Here is a 14,328-nt window from a genome sequence, read left to right as displayed (position 1 = left end):
GAGCCGAAACGGGCAGGGGGTGGCTAAGTGGCAAGGAGATGCGGATGGGCAGATTTACGCATCTACATGCCGTATCCGGCTTCTCCATGCGCTACGGCGCCTCACACCCCGAGCGGCTGGCCGAGCGGGCCGCTGAGCGGGGGATGGACGCGCTCGCGCTGACCGACCGGGACACCCTCGCTGGTGCGGTGCGGTTCGCCACGGCCTGCGAGACGGCCGGGGTACGCGCGGTGTACGGGGTGGAGCTGGCCGTGGAAGAACGGCCGGCCGAGAGCCGGGGCGGTGCCGTACGACGGCGGGCGCCGGTCCGGGGCGGCGCCTTTGTCGATGAGCCGGGGCAGCGGGCCGTCCTGCTGGCCCGGGACGGGGCCGTCGGGTGGGCTGAGCTGTGCCGGATGGTGACGGCTGCCCACGCGGGAGAGCGCGAGCGGCCCCGGTTGGAGTGGGCGGATCTGTACGGGGACGGGGTGACCGTGCTGCTGGGGCCGCAGTCCGGCGTCGGCCGGGCGCTGGCCGCCGGGCGGCCCGACCGGGCGGTGCGGTTGCTGATGCCCTGGCGCGAGCTGTTCGGGGACGCGCTGCGCCTGGAGGTCGTGGGGTCCGCCCCGCTCCGGGAGGCCGCCCGGATGCTGGGCCTCGCCGCCGAGCAGGGGGTCAAGCCGGTACTGACCAACGCCGTGCGCTACGCCGACCCTGGCCAGGGCCCGGTCGCCGATGTGCTGGACGCGGCGCGGCGGCTCATCCCCATCGACCCGGCCAGGGGTCTGGACAACGGGCAGCGGTGGCTGAAGGGGCCGGATGAGATGGCCCGTATCGCTGAGGAGATCGCCGAAGCGGCCGGATACCGGCGGTCCACGGCGCACCGGCTGCTGACCCTGACCGAGGAGACCGCCGGCGAGTGCCGGGTGGACCCGGACGAGGATCTGGGGATAGGAGAAGCACACTTCCCCGAGCCGCAGCTGGTCGGTACCGGGCGGCGCACCGCTGAACGCGTCCTGCGGTCCCGCTGCGCCGCCGGGATGGTAGCCCGGGGCTATGCGGATGACCGGGGAAGATGGGCACGGCTCGATGAGGAGCTGCAGGTGATCGAGGGGCATGGTTTCGCCTCGTACTTCCTCACCGTCGCGCAGGTCGTCGATGATGTACGGCGACGGGGAATCCGGGTCGCGGCCCGGGGATCCGGCGCCGGGTCACTGGTCAACCATCTGCTGGGGATCGCCGCCGCCGACCCCGTCCGGCACGGGCTGCTGATGGAGCGCTTTCTCTCCGAGCACCGGCAGGCCCTTCCGGACATCGATATCGATGTGGAGTCCGCCCGGCGGCTGGAGGTATACCGGGCGATCTTCGACCGCTTCGGTGCGGAGCGGGTGGCGACCGTCGCCATGCCCGAGACCTACCGGGTGCGGCACGCCATCCGGGACGTGGGAGCCGCCCTCAGCCTGGACCCGGCCGAAGTGGACGAGCTGGCGAAGGCCTTTCCGCATATCCGGGCCCGGGACGCGCGCAGTGCGCTCGCCGAGCTGCCCGAGCTGCGTGCCATCGACGCCGAGCGGTACGGGCCCCGGATGTGGGAGCTGGTCGAGGCGCTGGACGGCCTGGTGCGCGGGGTCGCCATGCATCCATGCGGGGTGCTGCTGTCGGACGCTTCGCTGCGGGCCCGTACCCCCGTGGTGCCGACCAGCGGCGAGGGCTTCGCCATGTCGCAGTTCGACAAGGACGATGTGGAGAAGCTCGGGCTGCTCAAGCTCGATGTGCTCGGGGTGCGGATGCAGTCCTCGATGGCCCACGCGGTACGGGAGGTGGCGCGGGCCACCGGGCGGCGGATCGACCTGGACACGGTGGAGTCCGGTGACCCCAGGACGTATGAGCTGATCCGTTCAGCCGAAACGCTCGGCTGTTTCCAGATCGAATCACCGGGCCAGCGCGATCTGATCGGACGGCTGCAGCCCAGCACCTTCCATGACCTGGTGGTCGATATCTCGCTCTTCCGCCCCGGGCCGGTCTCCGCCGACATGGTGCGGCCGTTCATCGATGCCCGGCATGGAAAGAAGCCCGTCCGGTATCCGCATCGGGATCTGGAGCCCGTCCTGCGTGAGACGTATGGCGTGGTCGTCTTCCATGAGCAGATCATCGAGATGCTGGGCGTGATGACCGGCTGCGACCGTTCCCACGCGGACGAGACGCGGCGTGCGCTGGGCGACCCCGAGTTGCAGCCACGTGTCCGGGCCTGGTTCGAGCGGGAGTCGGCCCGGCGCGGCTATGAGCCAGGGGTGATCGCCCGTACCTGGGAGATCATCGAGGCGTTCGGGGCGTATGGCTTCTGCAAGGCGCACGCCGTCGCGTTCGCGGTGCCCACCTATCAGTCCGCCTGGCTCAAGGCGCACCACCCTGCGGCCTTCTACGCCGGGCTGCTCACCCACGATCCGGGGATGTATCCCAAGCGGCTGCTGCTGGCGGACGCCCGGCGACGCGGGGTGCCGATCCTGCCCTTGGATGTGAACCGCTCCGATGTCGCTTATCGAATCGAACTGGAGTCTGAGTCCGGGGTGTGGGGTATCCGTCTCGCGCTCAGTGAAGTGCGGGGCATCAGCGGAGCCGATGCGAAGCGGATCGCCGCTGGGCGGCCGTATGGCTCACTGCACGACTTGCTGAGCCGGGCCCGCCCGTCTCGCCCGGTCGCTGAGAACCTCGCCCGGGTCGGCGCGCTGGACGCCTTCGGCGGCAACCGCCGCGATCTGCTGCTGCATATCGCCGAACTCCACCGTGGACAGCGAGGCGCCAGCAAAGGGGCAGCGCAGCTGCCGCTGGCGGAGGCCACGGCTCCGCCGCCCGCCGGCCTGCCTGACCTCGATCGCGAGGAACGCCTCAGTGCCGAACTCGGTGTCCTCGGCATGGACGCGTCCCGCCATCTCATGGGCGATCACCAGGAGTTCCTGACCGAGCTGGGCGTGTGCTCCGCGCAGCGGCTGAGTGAGGCACGGCACGGCGATACGGTCCTGGTCGCGGGCGCCAAGGCGGCCACCCAGACCCCGCCGATCCGTTCCGGCAAGCGGGTCATTTTCGTGACCCTGGACGATGGGACCGGCCTGGCCGACCTCGCGTTCTTCGAGGACAGCCACGCCGCCTGCGCGCATACGGTCTTCCACTCCTGGTTGCTGCTCGTACGGGGCACCGTCCAGCGGCGCGGCCCGCGCAGCCTCAGCGTGGTCGGCGCCGCCGCCTGGGACCTTGCCGAGCTGGCCGAGCTCCGCCGCACCGGCGGTCTGGACGCGGTCGCGGCCCGGCTGGCGGAACACGCGGCGGCGGACAGCGTATTCACCGCGCCCGACCGCGGTATCCGGCTGGAGACCGGTTATGAGCTGCACCCCTGGGCCGACCTCCAGCCCCCGGGCGAGTCCATGAAGAACGGCCGCAAGCTGTGGCACTCCAGCCCAGGGAGCCCGGGATGAACGGAACGAACAGAACGAACGGAAAGGGGCAAGAGGCCCAGGAGCATGTGCTGTATGTGCACTTCGGCGAAGGGCACACCCCGGAGGGCTATCCCGGTCTCCTCGAACTGATCGCCGGCATCACCCCTGTGGTGCAGGCCCTTCCACCTGATGCCGCACTCGCCGATGTAGGGGGTGCGCTGCGCTACTTCAACCGGACCGCTATCGAGCTGGCCGGGGTCATCCGGGTCCGCGCACTGGCCCTGCACGGCGTCGACTGCACCGTGGGCGTCGCCGCCAATCCGATGCTCGCCCGGATGGCCGCGCACACCGGGCCGCCGGGGCAGGTCCGCGCGGTCCCCGGTAACCCGGCGGACGTCGCTGCCTTTCTGGACCGTAAGCCGGTGGCCGCGCTGCATGGCGTCGGACCGGCGACCGCCCGCGCCCTGTCCGCGTACGGTCTGGACACCGTCGGCCGGGTCGCCGCGGCATCGCCTGCCACCCTGCAGCGCGTCCTTGGCGCGACCGCCGCCCGCCGGGTCCACGACCGCGCCCGCGGCATCGACCCGAGCCCGGTCGTCCCCAGTGCCCCGACCCGCTCCGTCAGCGCCGAACACCGCTTCGGCCGCGACGAGCTGGACCCGGACCGGCGCCGCCGCGCCCTGCTCACCCTCGCCGACGAACTCGGCTTCCGGATGCGGGTCGACAGCCAGGTCGCCCGCGCGCTGACCCTGACCGTCCGCTACGCCGACCGCTCCACGACCACCCGCACCCGCGTACTGCCCGAACCCACCGCCCACACCCCTGAGCTGACCGCCACCGCGTACGCCCTGCATAACGCCCTCGGCCTTCAGCGAGCCCGGGTACGCGCCCTCGCACTGCGCGCCGAGGACCTCACCGCGGCCGAACTCGCCTCCCATCAGCTCTCCCTTGACCCCGGGGAGGAGAAGGCCCGCCAGGCCGAGGCCGCGGCGGACCGGGCCCGTATCCGCTATGGCACCGGGGCGGCATATCCAGCCGGGCGGCTGGACGTCGCGTGACGCCGCGCAATCCTTCCATGCCGTGAAGGACATGTGACGTTTTCTTCACCGTCACACATCTGTTCGGTGCACATTACTCGCCCGTAAATTGACAGAGATTCAGCAGCACGTGGTCCGGACCGCGCGGCACTGGCATGGCTCACGCACATCCTCTCAGGCCCATAGAGGAGTTCGGATGAAGGTGTCCTGGTCACGCGCGCGTGGACTGTTGGCGACGGTGGCGCTGGCAGTTGTGGTTTCCCTGCTGCCGAGCGCGGCATACGCGGATTCCAGCACCACGACGACAAGCAAGGGCTGGAACGACTGGTCCTGCAAACCCTCGGCCCAGCACCCCCGTGCGGTGGTGCTGGCACACGGCACGTTCGGCAATTCCATCGACAACTGGCTCGGTCTTGCCCCGTACTTGGTACGGCGCGGCTACTGCGTCTTCTCTCTCGACTACGGGCAACTGCCCGGCGTGCCCTTCTTTCACGGGCTCGGACCCGTGGACAAGTCCGCTGAACAGCTGGGTGCGTATGTCGACAGGGTGCTGAAGGCGACCGGCACTCAAGAGGTCGACATCGTCGGTCATTCACAGGGCGGCATGATGCCCCGCCACTACCTCTCGTTCCTGGGCGGCGCGGAGAAGGTGAACGCCCTGGTCGGTATCGCGCCGGACAACAAGGGCACCGACTTGCACGGGTTGACCAAGCTGCTCACGTACTTCCCGGGTATGGATGACGCCATTGGCATGTCCGCTCCGGGGCTGCGGGACCAGATCGCCGGTTCGGAGTTCCTCAAGCGGCTGAACGAAGGCGGCGACACGGTACCCGGGGTGAAGTACACGGTGATCGCCACCAGGTACGACCAGGTCGTCACCCCGTATCAGTCCCAGTTCCTGGACGGCCCGGACGTGCGGAACGTCCTGCTCCAGAACCTGTGCCCGGTGAACTTCTCCGAGCATGTGGGCATCGCGCTGTGGGACCGGATGGCCTGGCACGAGACGGCCAACGCCCTCGATCCGGCGCACGCCAAACCGACCACCTGTCTGTCCTGACGGCGGCAGTGGGACGGCGCCGTCGCCTCCCGAGGTGGGATCTCAGGGAGGCGGCGGCGCCGCGTTGAGGGGCCATGCCGCCCAGTCGGGCGGGTCGCGGCCGGGGCGGTCGGGTCAGGCGCGGTGGCGGCCCAGGGCGCGACGGCGGAGGGTGGCGAACAGCACGGCCGCGCCGAGCGCGAGGGCGGTGGCCCCGCCCATGGCGATCACCGAGGTGCTGTCATCACCGCCGGTCTCGGCGAGGTTGACGTCCCCGGATCCGCCCTTGGGCCTGGTGTCGTTCTGCGCGGTGTCGTTCGGGGCGGCTTCCTTCTTCACCTCGGCGTCGCCCTGCGGCTGCTGGTCACCGTGTTCGTCATGGCCGCTGTGCTTCCCGTCACCGCCATGGCCGTTGTGGTCGACGGTTGACTTGTCGCGGTTCTCCTCGATCTGCTTCTCGGTCGGTGCGGCGGGCTGGGAGTCAGCGGGCTGCGAGGTCCCCGTACCGGATCCACCGCTGTCACCGCCGAAGGTGACATCGGAGCAGGTGTAGAAGGCCTCCGGGCTGTCCGAGCGCTGCCAGATGCTGTAGATCAGATGGCGGCCGGACTTGTTGGGGATGGTGCCGTTGAAGACATAGTCGCCACCCTCCATCCTGGGGTCGGTGACCTTGGCAAAGGGCTTGGTTTCCAGATCCGACCACGTCAGCGGCTTGGACGGGTCGTAGCCGTCCTTGGTGATGTACAGCTCGAAAGAACCCTTGTGCGGCGCGGTGCCCTTGTAGGTGAAGGTGTGGTCACCGCTGCTCAGCTTGGCGGCGGGCCAGTCGGTGCGCGGCAGATCCAGGCCCTTGTACTTGTCGCGGCCCGCGGAACACAGCTTCCCATCGGGGATGATCTCCCGGTGCCGGCCCGCGGCGTCACCGATGTTGACCTCGTTCCAGTCATAGAAGGCCTGCGCGCCGCTGGCGGCGACAGCCGCCTTGCACGCCGCCGACCGTGGGCTCTCCGGGCCCTCCGCATAGCAGGCGGAGACCCGGCTCACCGGGTCCGTCATGGAGCCATGCGCGACTGCCGGGCTGGCGGCCAGGCCGGTGACGGCGAGCGGCGCGACGCCCAGTGCGGCGAGTGCGGTGGCCTTACGACGAACGGTCATCGAAGGGACTCCTTAACCATGGGACTTGAGCTGCGTGGGGGGCCGGGATCCGGACATCGGCGCCGTCCCCCTGTCACGGCGCCGATGGCTGAATCCCGCCTGGCGATCAGCACGTTAGCCCCGCTCATCAGCCATTTCCGTCCTCGGAAGGCAATCGAGGCGATCCTTATGGTCCCGTTAAGGGGTGGCTCAATGACGGTTAAGAACGGGCGCCAGCGCAGCAGGCCCAGTGACAGGATCGCCTCTATGAATCGCCACACCGAGGTCGTCGATGTCCATCTGATCCTGCGCCGCAGCGCTGAGGTGCTGCTCGCACGGCGTGCCGGTACCGGCTACGCGGACGGGCTGTTGCACGCGCCTTCCGGTCATGTCGAGGACGGCGAGGATGTACGGGCGGCGATGGCACGGGAGGCGGAGGAGGAGATCGGGCTGACACTCGACCCGGCCCGGCTGCGGGTCGCACTGGTGATGCAGCACCGGGCGCCCGAGGGGGAACCGCGCATCGGGTGGTTCTTCGAGGCGTGGCTCGCCGAGGATGAGCGGCCGGTCAACGCCGAGCCGGAGAAGTGCTCGGAGCTCAGCTGGTTTCCGCTGGGGGCGCTGCCGGACGATATGGTCGCCTACTGCCGGGCGGGCCTGGACGCCTATCGGGCGGGGGAGCGCTTCCTACTGCACTGGCACCGGCCCACGGACGCTGTCGCCTACGATCCGGCCGCCCCGGACCGTGCGGTGCCGCTGCCATCGAGCTGACCGGTCAGCCCAGTTGGAGGGAGCGCTTGGCGAGCCCGCCCCAGAAGCCGTCGATGACCGTGTGCTGACCGGACAGCTCTGCCTCACCCGCGCCGAGGGCGACGAAGAGCGGGGCGAAGTGTTCGGTGCGGGGGTGGGCGATACGGCCCGCGGGGGCCTTGTGCTCGAAGTCCAGCAAGGCGTCGAGATCGCCGTCGGCCAGCCTTTCCCGGCCCCAGGCGTCGAACTCCCTGGACCACTGCGGGGCCTCGTCCGGTCCGGCGCCCCACACCAGCTCGCGCAGATTATGGGTGAAGAAGCCGCTGCCGATGACCAGGACGCCCTCCTCGCGCAGCGGCGCCAGCCTGCGGCCCAGCTCCAGCAGCCGCTCGGGGACAAGGGTGGGCATGGAGAGCTGGAGCACCGGGATGTCCGCATCCGGGTACATCTCGGCCAGCGGGACGTACGCCCCATGGTCCAGACCCCGCTCCGGAGCGCTGTGCACCGGGGTGCCCGGGGCGCCGAGCAGGCCCCGGATCCGTTCGGCGAGCTCCGGCGCCCCGGGGGCGGGGTAGGTGACCTGGAAGTAGCGCTCGGGAAAGCCGTGGAAGTCGTACACCAGCGGCACCGTGGTGGTGGCGCCCAGGGTGGCGGGGGCAGACTCCCAGTGCGCGGAGACGATCAGGATCGCCCGGGGCCGCGGCAACCGCGCGGACCAGTCGGCCAGTTGGCCCGTCCACAGCTCATCATCGGCCAGCGGCGGTGCGCCATGGCTGAGATAGAGCACGGGCATACGGTCGGCGGCGGGACTCATGGCACTCTCAGCATTCTCAGTTCCGGATGAGCAGGGTGATACCCGCGACGACCGCGCCCAGCACCACGGCGGCGGCGCCATAGCGGAGCCGGTGGGAGCGCAGGACCGGGAGGAAACGGTCCGCGGCGTAGCGGCCGGGACCGGTCAGGGTGAGGGCGGCGGCAGCGGCGATGAGGAGAACCTCGTACTCGACGCCCTCCGGGCCGAAGAAGCCGCTGCCCCATTTCACGGCGAGCGCGTTGAGCATGGTGCCGAACACCGCGGCTCCGGCGAGCGGGGTGAGCAGTCCGATGGCGAGGGCCAGACCGCCGAATGTCTCGGTGACAGCGGCGATCAGGGCCATGGTCCGGCCGGCGGGGTAACCGACCGACTCGAAGAACATCCCGGTGCCGTCGAGGCCGCCGCCGCCGAACCAGCCGAACAGCTTCTGTGCGCCATGGACGGCCATGGTCGCGCCGAGCGCGAGCCGAAGGAGCAGCAGGCCGGTGTCGTAGGCGTGGGGCGAGGAGTCCTGTGGGGCGGCGGCGGGGGAGAGGGAGGACATGAGCGGCGTTTCTCCATGGGTTGATTCAAATTGGAACTATGAGCGTCACGGTAACAGCTTGTTCGAATTTGAACAACCGCTACCATGGACCCATGACAGCAACACGTTGGCTCGATGAGCAGGAGATGGCCGCCTGGCAGGGCTTTCTCGAAGCGAGCCACCGGGTCGAGCGCCGACTGGAGCAGCAGCTCAAGGACGAGGCCGGGCTCTCTCACACGCAGTACGAGGTCCTGGTCCTCCTCTCCACCGCCCCGGACAACGAGATCCGGATGACCGAGCTGGCGCACGCACTGATCACCTCGAAGAGCGGACTGACCTATCAGGTCGGCCAGCTGGAGAAGCGCGGCCTGGTGCGCCGGCGGTCCTGCCCCACCGATGTACGCGGCGTATTCGCCGCCCTCACCGACCAGGGCCGCGAGACCCTGCGGCAGGCGGCGCCCGGTCATGTCGCGGCCGTGCGGGAAGCCCTGATCGATGTGCTGGACCGTACGGAGCTCGCCGTCCTCGCCGAGGGACTGGGCCGGGTAGGGCGCCGCCTGCGCTGAGCCGCAGCGTGCGCCGGGTCAGCCGTTCAGCTTGGTGACGGCCGTCCGCACGGTCGGGGTGAAGTCCTTCCGTAGCAGACCGTCAGCAGACCACAGAGGCTGTGCCTCACAGCTCCTTGGCATAGCGCCATTCCCTGGCCGCCGGGCGGTAGCCGAACCACTGATTGATGGCGAGCATCGGCTCGTTCTCCGCGTCATTGCCGGTGAAGGCGTGGGTATAACCCGCCGCGCGGCTGCGGGTGAGCGAGTCATGCTTGGCGATCTTGGCCAGCCCCCGGCCGCGGAAGGCCCGGCGGGTCCCCGTCATCCCCGACCAGTAGCGGTCACACCCGTCCGTATGGGCGACGCTGTACGCGGCTACCGCACCGTCCACCACTACGACCGAGGTCAGTTCGCGGTCCCACTCGGGCCGCCCCCAGCAGACAGCCAGCCAGTCCTCGTAGCGGAGCGGACCAGCGGGGACATCGCCCGGCTCATCCAGCGTGCACTCCCGGTCCGCCTCATACAGCGGGCGTGGATCAGCGTCGTAGCCGGCCGCGGTACGCAGCCGTGCTCCCGCGGGCAGCGGCGGTGGCACGGGCAGCGGCTCGGTCAGATCACGCTGGAGGAAACGGGCGGCCCGGCGGCGCCGGTAGCCGCGCCGCTCGGCGAAGCCGGGGGAGTGCCCGTCATCGCTGACCCAGACGTAGAGCGCGTCGCAGCCGACCGTGAGAAGGTACTGCTCCGCAGCGCTCAGCAGCGCCGAGCCGATTCCCTGCCCCCGGTACTCGGGCCGTACGACCGGCACCGCGTGGCCCTGACCCGGAAGGCTGCTCTCCTGGACCAGCCTTGCCTCGGTCGCTCCCACGACCTGGCCGTCCACCTCCGCGACCAGCATCCGTAGCCGCTGAGCGGCTGGGGTCCGCTCGGCCTCCCAGAGCACGGACTCGGGCCGCCACACCATGTACGGCAGCGCCGCACGCCGTACCTCCGCCACACCCTTGGCGTCCTCCGGACGGAATTCCCGCACGTCTATGGTCATAGGGCCGGACGTTACGCCGCACCCGGCACGGCCGCCCACGAATTTCCGTCTGCCAGGAGAGACCTTGTCCCTGAAGATCGTCATCGATGCGGAGGTCACCACCGCCCCGTATGAACAGCTCCGCACCCAGATCGCCGAGCAGGCGCGCTCCGGGAAGCTTCCCGTCGGATACAGGCTGCCGACCGTCCGGGGCCTCGCCGAGGACCTGGGGATCGCGGTGAACACGGTCGCCAAGGCCTACCGCGCGCTGGAGGCTGACGGGGTGATTGAGACCCGCGGCCGCAATGGCACCTTTGTCGCCGCGGCCGGGGACGCCGCCGCGAAGGAGGCCGCAGCCGCCGCGCAGGCGTACGCACAGCGTGTTCACCGCCTCGGGCTGGACCGGGCCTCGGCACTCGCCGCGGTTCAGGACGCCATCCGCGCCACCTATCCGAAGGGCTGAGTCCGATGCCGAGCCGTATCGCCTTGATCCGCCGCCCCAGCCCGCTCCTCGCGAAGGGCCTGGTCACCCATATCGAGCGGACACCCATCAGCCCGGAGCTGGCGATACGTCAGTGGGAGGGATACGTGGCCGCCCTGCGGGAGCACGGCTGGCGGACCGTCGATGTCGCACCGGCGGATGACTGCCCGGACAGCGTCTTCGTTGAGGACACCGTCGTCCTCTACAAGAACGTGGCACTGATCACCCGCCCCGGCGCCGATTCCCGGCAGCGGGAGACGGCGGGCACGGAGGAAGCCGTCGCGGCGCTCGGCTGCTCCGTCAACTGGGTTCGCGAGCCCGGCACGCTGGACGGCGGTGATGTCCTCAAGGTCGGCGACACGGTCTACGCCGGCCGGGGCGGCCGCACCAACGCGGAGGGTATCCGGCAACTCCGGGCCGCCTTCGAGCCCTTGGGCGCCCGGGTCATCGCGGTTCCGGTCAGCCAGGTGCTGCACCTGAAGTCCGCGGTGACCGCGCTCCCCGACGGCACGGTCATCGGCTACCCGCCCCTGGTCGACGACCCCGGGCTCTTCCCCCGTTTTCTTCCCGTCCCCGAGGAGACGGGCTCCCATGTCGTCCTGCTCGGCGGCGGCAGGCTGTTGATGGCGGCCAGCGCGCCCGAGAGCGCCGAGCTCTTCACCGCTCTCGGCTATACGCCGGTCCCGGTCGACATCAGCGAGTTCGAGAAGCTCGAAGGCTGCGTCACATGCCTGTCGGTACGCCTCCGAGAGCTGTACGGCTAGCCCGTACCGGGTGCGTTTCCCCAACCCCGCCCCTTCCCGAAACTGTGGGCTGACGCCCCCAGACCCCCACCCCGTTGTGGGCAGTCGTTCCGCCAGGGGCGGAACGGGTGGGCACAACCCGGCCACCGGCCCGCACCGGCAAACCCCGGGCCCGGGGCGGAGCCCCGGTTTCCGGGAAGGGGCGGGAATCGGGGAATCCCACCCACAGACCCCAGGCCCTGGGGTTACAGGTACATGCCCGCGTCCGTTCGGTCGGCCTGCACGGGGACCGTGGCCGGAGTAGCCCCCCGACGCAGAGCGTAAAGCTCGGCGAGGGTGGCACCGTCGCGGCCCACCCCCTCCTCGGTGCCCAGCCAGTTGACCGCCTCCGTACGGGAGAGCCCGCCGACCTCGATGCGGGCCAGACACCGGCCCGGCCGCACCACTGCCGGGTGAAGCCGCTCCAGATCCTCGTTGGTGGTGATACCGACCAGGACGTTACGGCCCTGGCCGAGCAGACCGTCCGTCAGATTGAGCAGCCGGGACAGGGCCTGGCCCGCCGCGTGCTTGGCCTCACCGCGGATCAGTTCATCGCAGTCCTCCAGCAGCAGCAGCCGCCAACGGCCCTTGCCGGAGCTGCTGTCGTCCTCACCGATGGCGATATCCATCAGATAGCCGACATCGTTGAACAGCCGCTCCGGATCCAGCACACAGTCCACCTGGCACCAGTCCCGCCAGGAGCGGGCCAGCGTGCGCAGCGCGGAGGTCTTTCCGGTGCCCGGCGGCCCATGCAGCAGAAGCAGCCGGCCCGCGATGTCATCGGGGGTGAGCTTCATCAGCCCGTCCATGGCATCCGCGACCGGCGCGGTGTAGTTTTCCCGGATCTCCTCCCAGGTCCCGGCGGAGATCTGCCGGGGCGTACGGTGCGGCCCGCGCCGTGGCGAGACATACCAGAAGCCCATCGTCACATCGGTGGGCTGGGGCTCCGGCTCGTCCTCGGCCCCGTCGACGGCCTGCTTCAGCCGCTGATCGGCCAGCTCCTCGCTGACCGCCGTCACCGTGACATCCGCGCCCCGGTTCCACCGGGACACCAGTACCGTCCAGCCGTCTCCCTCGGCCAGCGTCGCGCCGCGGTCGTCGTCCCGCGCTGAACGCAGCACCCTCGCGCCGGGCGGCAGCAGGCTCAGCCCCTGCTTCACCCGGTCCACGGAGCGGCTGCGCGCATACGGCTGCGTACCGGAGGTGAAGCGGCCCAGGAAGAGGGCATCGATGACATCGGACGGCGAATCACTGTCGTCGATGTTCAGCCGCAAGGGCAGCGACTCCTCGGGCGGGGCGGTACGGCGTTCGGCACACATGGCGTCCATGATCCGGCACGCCGACGTCCCGCGCACGCAGGTTTCCCTGGCGCGCGCTCGCCGGACGGATACGCTGAGGTGATGGGACGTCACACGGGGGAGTGTGCGGTAATGCGGGTCGAGCGCTGGCGGCTGGCCGGTCTGATCGGGGCGGGGGTGGTGGCGCTCGCTTTACTGCTGTCCATGTGCGGGTTCCCGTCGGGCGGCTGGCGGGACGACAGCAGGGGTCCGGGCGAGGTGTACGGCACACCCCGGATGCCCGGCGCACCACCCCGCCCGGAGCTGGGCTGGGGCTTCACCCACACCCAGCTGAGCGCGGACGAGGGGGAGAAGCAGGCCCGTGAGCGGGCGGCCGACGCGCTGTCCCAGCGGTCACTGCCACAGAATCAGCACATCATGGGCTGGGGCGCGGACAATCCGGAACCATCACCGGGCCGCTATGACTTCACCGCGCTGGACAGCCGTATCGAGCTGGTGCGGCGGACCGGCGGCACCCCGGTCATCACCCTGTGCTGTGCGCCCGACTGGATGAAGGGCGGCAGCGAAGGAACCACCGACTGGAGCAAGCTGGAAACCGCGCCCAGCCGCGCGCACTACAAGGACTTCGCCCGGCTCGCGGGCAAAGTCGCCGAGCGGTATCCCGATGTACGGCACTTCATCGTCTGGAATGAGTTCAAGGGCTTCTTCGACGACCGTAAGAAGCGCTGGGACTACGAGGGCTACACCGAGCTGTACAACCTTGTGTACGACGAGCTGAAGCGGGTCCGCGAGGACAACCTGGTCGGTGGCCCCTATGTCGTCATGGACAGCGTCGCCTCGGCGGACAGCGATCACGCTTCGGCGGTCAGCGGTGACTGGGGCAGCATCGACCAGCGGGCGCTGGACGCCGTGACGTACTGGAATCAGCACAAGCGCGGCGCCGACTTCGTCGTTATCGACGGCGCCAGCTACACCAAGGACCAGCGGCTGCTGCCCGATGAGTTCGCCGCGACCGAGAAGTTCACCGCTGCCAGCCGCTGGGTGCGAAAGGAGACCGGGCTGCCGCTGTGGTGGGCCGAGTGGTACGTCGAGCTGAGCGATGAGAACGACCAGCGGGACGGCTGGAGCGAGCGGCACCGGCTGGCGGTGCACGCCACCGGGATGATCGCCATGGCCCGGGGCGGGGCGGGAACCGGGTTCTACTGGAACCCGCAGCGCAAGGGCGAGGAGTGCGCGGGCTGTCTGTGGCGCAGCACCCACCTCCCCGACGGCGGCCGCAAGCTGCCCATACTGGAGCTGCTCAGCCGCTTCGGCGAGGCCTTCCCGCCCGGCACCCGCCATGAGCGGGTGCCGGTCTCCGGGGATGACCGGGTGCGTCTGCTCGCCAGCGCGGAGGCCATCCTGGTCGTCAACCCCCACGACCGGCCCGTCCAGGTGACGGTGGACGGCCAGAGCATCGAGCTGACGGGCTATGAGGTGCGCTGGCTGAGGCGCTGA

12 protein-coding genes and 1 pseudogene are annotated in these 14,328 nt (G+C 70.1%); 8 read left to right on the top strand and 5 right to left on the bottom strand.

Features of this window, described 5'->3' with window-relative positions; all coding sequences use genetic code 11:
- Positions 1-44: 44 nt before the first annotated feature.
- The 3 genes from test1122_RS01795 to test1122_RS01785 all read left to right on the top strand — a co-directional run bounded on the left by test1122_RS01795 (position 45) and on the right by test1122_RS01785 (position 5,504).
- On the top strand, positions 45-3,449 hold the full coding sequence (locus test1122_RS01795; RefSeq protein WP_232267384.1) for a DNA polymerase III subunit alpha: 3,405 nt from the start codon (positions 45-47) through the stop codon (positions 3,447-3,449).
- Positions 3,446-4,468, top strand: coding sequence for a DNA polymerase Y family protein (locus tag test1122_RS01790; protein ID WP_232267383.1), 1,023 nt, complete (start codon positions 3,446-3,448; stop codon positions 4,466-4,468). Before test1122_RS01795 ends, test1122_RS01790 begins: the two co-directional genes overlap by 4 nt.
- 175 nt (positions 4,469-4,643) lie before the next feature.
- Positions 4,644-5,504 carry an esterase/lipase family protein gene (locus tag test1122_RS01785; protein ID WP_232267382.1) on the top strand — a complete coding sequence of 287 codons (861 nt, stop codon included), beginning with the start codon at positions 4,644-4,646 and terminating at the stop codon, positions 5,502-5,504.
- A gap of 114 nt (positions 5,505-5,618) precedes the next feature.
- On the opposite strand, the gene test1122_RS01780 is transcribed toward test1122_RS01785, so the two are convergent.
- Complete coding sequence (locus tag test1122_RS01780) at positions 5,619-6,638, bottom strand: lytic polysaccharide monooxygenase auxiliary activity family 9 protein (RefSeq protein WP_232267381.1); 1,020 nt, start codon at positions 6,636-6,638, stop codon at positions 5,619-5,621.
- 249 nt (positions 6,639-6,887) lie between these two features.
- Between test1122_RS01780 and test1122_RS01775 the strand changes: the two are divergent.
- Positions 6,888-7,388 (top strand): annotated as a pseudogene (locus tag test1122_RS01775) (NUDIX hydrolase); the annotation flags it as partial.
- Positions 7,389-7,392: 4 nt separating this feature from the next.
- On the opposite strand, the gene test1122_RS01770 reads toward test1122_RS01775, so the two are convergent.
- On the bottom strand, positions 7,393-8,181 hold the full coding sequence (locus tag test1122_RS01770) for a dioxygenase family protein (RefSeq protein ID WP_232267380.1): 789 nt from the start codon (positions 8,179-8,181) through the stop codon (positions 7,393-7,395).
- Positions 8,182-8,197: 16 nt separating this feature from the next.
- On the bottom strand, positions 8,198-8,725 hold the full coding sequence (locus test1122_RS01765) for a DoxX family protein (protein WP_232267379.1): 528 nt from the start codon (positions 8,723-8,725) through the stop codon (positions 8,198-8,200).
- Positions 8,726-8,817: 92 nt separating this feature from the next.
- Between test1122_RS01765 and test1122_RS01760 the strand changes: the two genes are divergently transcribed.
- A complete protein-coding gene (locus test1122_RS01760) occupies positions 8,818-9,270 on the top strand; it encodes a MarR family winged helix-turn-helix transcriptional regulator (protein ID WP_232267378.1) in 453 nt (150 codons plus the stop codon).
- 106 nt (positions 9,271-9,376) lie between these two features.
- Here the strand turns inward: test1122_RS01760 and test1122_RS01755 are convergent, their stop codons facing one another.
- Positions 9,377-10,291 carry a GNAT family N-acetyltransferase gene (locus tag test1122_RS01755; RefSeq protein WP_232267377.1) on the bottom strand — a complete coding sequence of 305 codons (915 nt, stop codon included), beginning with the start codon at positions 10,289-10,291 and terminating at the stop codon, positions 9,377-9,379.
- Positions 10,292-10,355: 64 nt separating this feature from the next.
- Between test1122_RS01755 and test1122_RS01750 the strand changes: the two genes are divergently transcribed.
- Together test1122_RS01750 and ddaH are read left to right on the top strand one after the other, a co-directional pair.
- A complete protein-coding gene (locus test1122_RS01750; RefSeq protein ID WP_232267376.1) occupies positions 10,356-10,733 on the top strand; it encodes a GntR family transcriptional regulator in 378 nt (125 codons plus the stop codon).
- 5 nt (positions 10,734-10,738) lie between these two features.
- Positions 10,739-11,515, top strand: a complete 777-nt coding sequence (gene ddaH / locus test1122_RS01745) for a dimethylargininase (protein ID WP_232267375.1) — start codon at positions 10,739-10,741, stop codon at positions 11,513-11,515.
- Between the two features lie 224 nt (positions 11,516-11,739).
- On the opposite strand, the gene test1122_RS01740 is transcribed toward ddaH, so the two are convergent.
- Complete coding sequence (locus test1122_RS01740) at positions 11,740-12,852, bottom strand: DUF5925 domain-containing protein (RefSeq protein ID WP_232271709.1); 1,113 nt, start codon at positions 12,850-12,852, stop codon at positions 11,740-11,742.
- An 81-nt stretch (positions 12,853-12,933) separates the two neighbouring features.
- Here test1122_RS01740 and test1122_RS01735 point away from each other — a divergent pair, with 81 nt between their 5' ends.
- Positions 12,934-14,328 (top strand): glycoside hydrolase family protein, encoded by a 1,395-nt coding sequence (locus test1122_RS01735; protein ID WP_232267374.1) that lies wholly within the window; start codon positions 12,934-12,936, stop codon positions 14,326-14,328.

The organism is Streptomyces gobiensis, from assembly GCF_021216675.1.
GTDB lineage: Bacteria > Actinomycetota > Actinomycetes > Streptomycetales > Streptomycetaceae > Streptomyces > Streptomyces gobiensis.
This window is presented reverse-complemented; position numbering and strand designations above follow the sequence as displayed.

Coding starts and splice junctions, on each gene's coding strand:
- test1122_RS01795 (WP_232267384.1), top strand. CDS start 45: ATGGGCAGATTTACGCATCTACATGCCGTATCCGGCTTCTCCATGCGC.
- test1122_RS01770 (WP_232267380.1), bottom strand. CDS start 8,181: ATGAGTCCCGCCGCCGACCGTATGCCCGTGCTCTATCTCAGCCATGGC.
- test1122_RS01780 (WP_232267381.1), bottom strand. CDS start 6,638: ATGACCGTTCGTCGTAAGGCCACCGCACTCGCCGCACTGGGCGTCGCG.
- test1122_RS01760 (WP_232267378.1), top strand. CDS start 8,818: ATGACAGCAACACGTTGGCTCGATGAGCAGGAGATGGCCGCCTGGCAG.
- test1122_RS01790 (WP_232267383.1), top strand. CDS start 3,446: ATGAACGGAACGAACAGAACGAACGGAAAGGGGCAAGAGGCCCAGGAG.
- test1122_RS01765 (WP_232267379.1), bottom strand. CDS start 8,725: ATGTCCTCCCTCTCCCCCGCCGCCGCCCCACAGGACTCCTCGCCCCAC.
- test1122_RS01735 (WP_232267374.1), top strand. CDS start 12,934: ATGGGACGTCACACGGGGGAGTGTGCGGTAATGCGGGTCGAGCGCTGG.
- ddaH (WP_232267375.1), top strand. CDS start 10,739: ATGCCGAGCCGTATCGCCTTGATCCGCCGCCCCAGCCCGCTCCTCGCG.
- test1122_RS01740 (WP_232271709.1), bottom strand. CDS start 12,852: ATGTGTGCCGAACGCCGTACCGCCCCGCCCGAGGAGTCGCTGCCCTTG.
- test1122_RS01755 (WP_232267377.1), bottom strand. CDS start 10,291: ATGACCATAGACGTGCGGGAATTCCGTCCGGAGGACGCCAAGGGTGTG.
- test1122_RS01785 (WP_232267382.1), top strand. CDS start 4,644: ATGAAGGTGTCCTGGTCACGCGCGCGTGGACTGTTGGCGACGGTGGCG.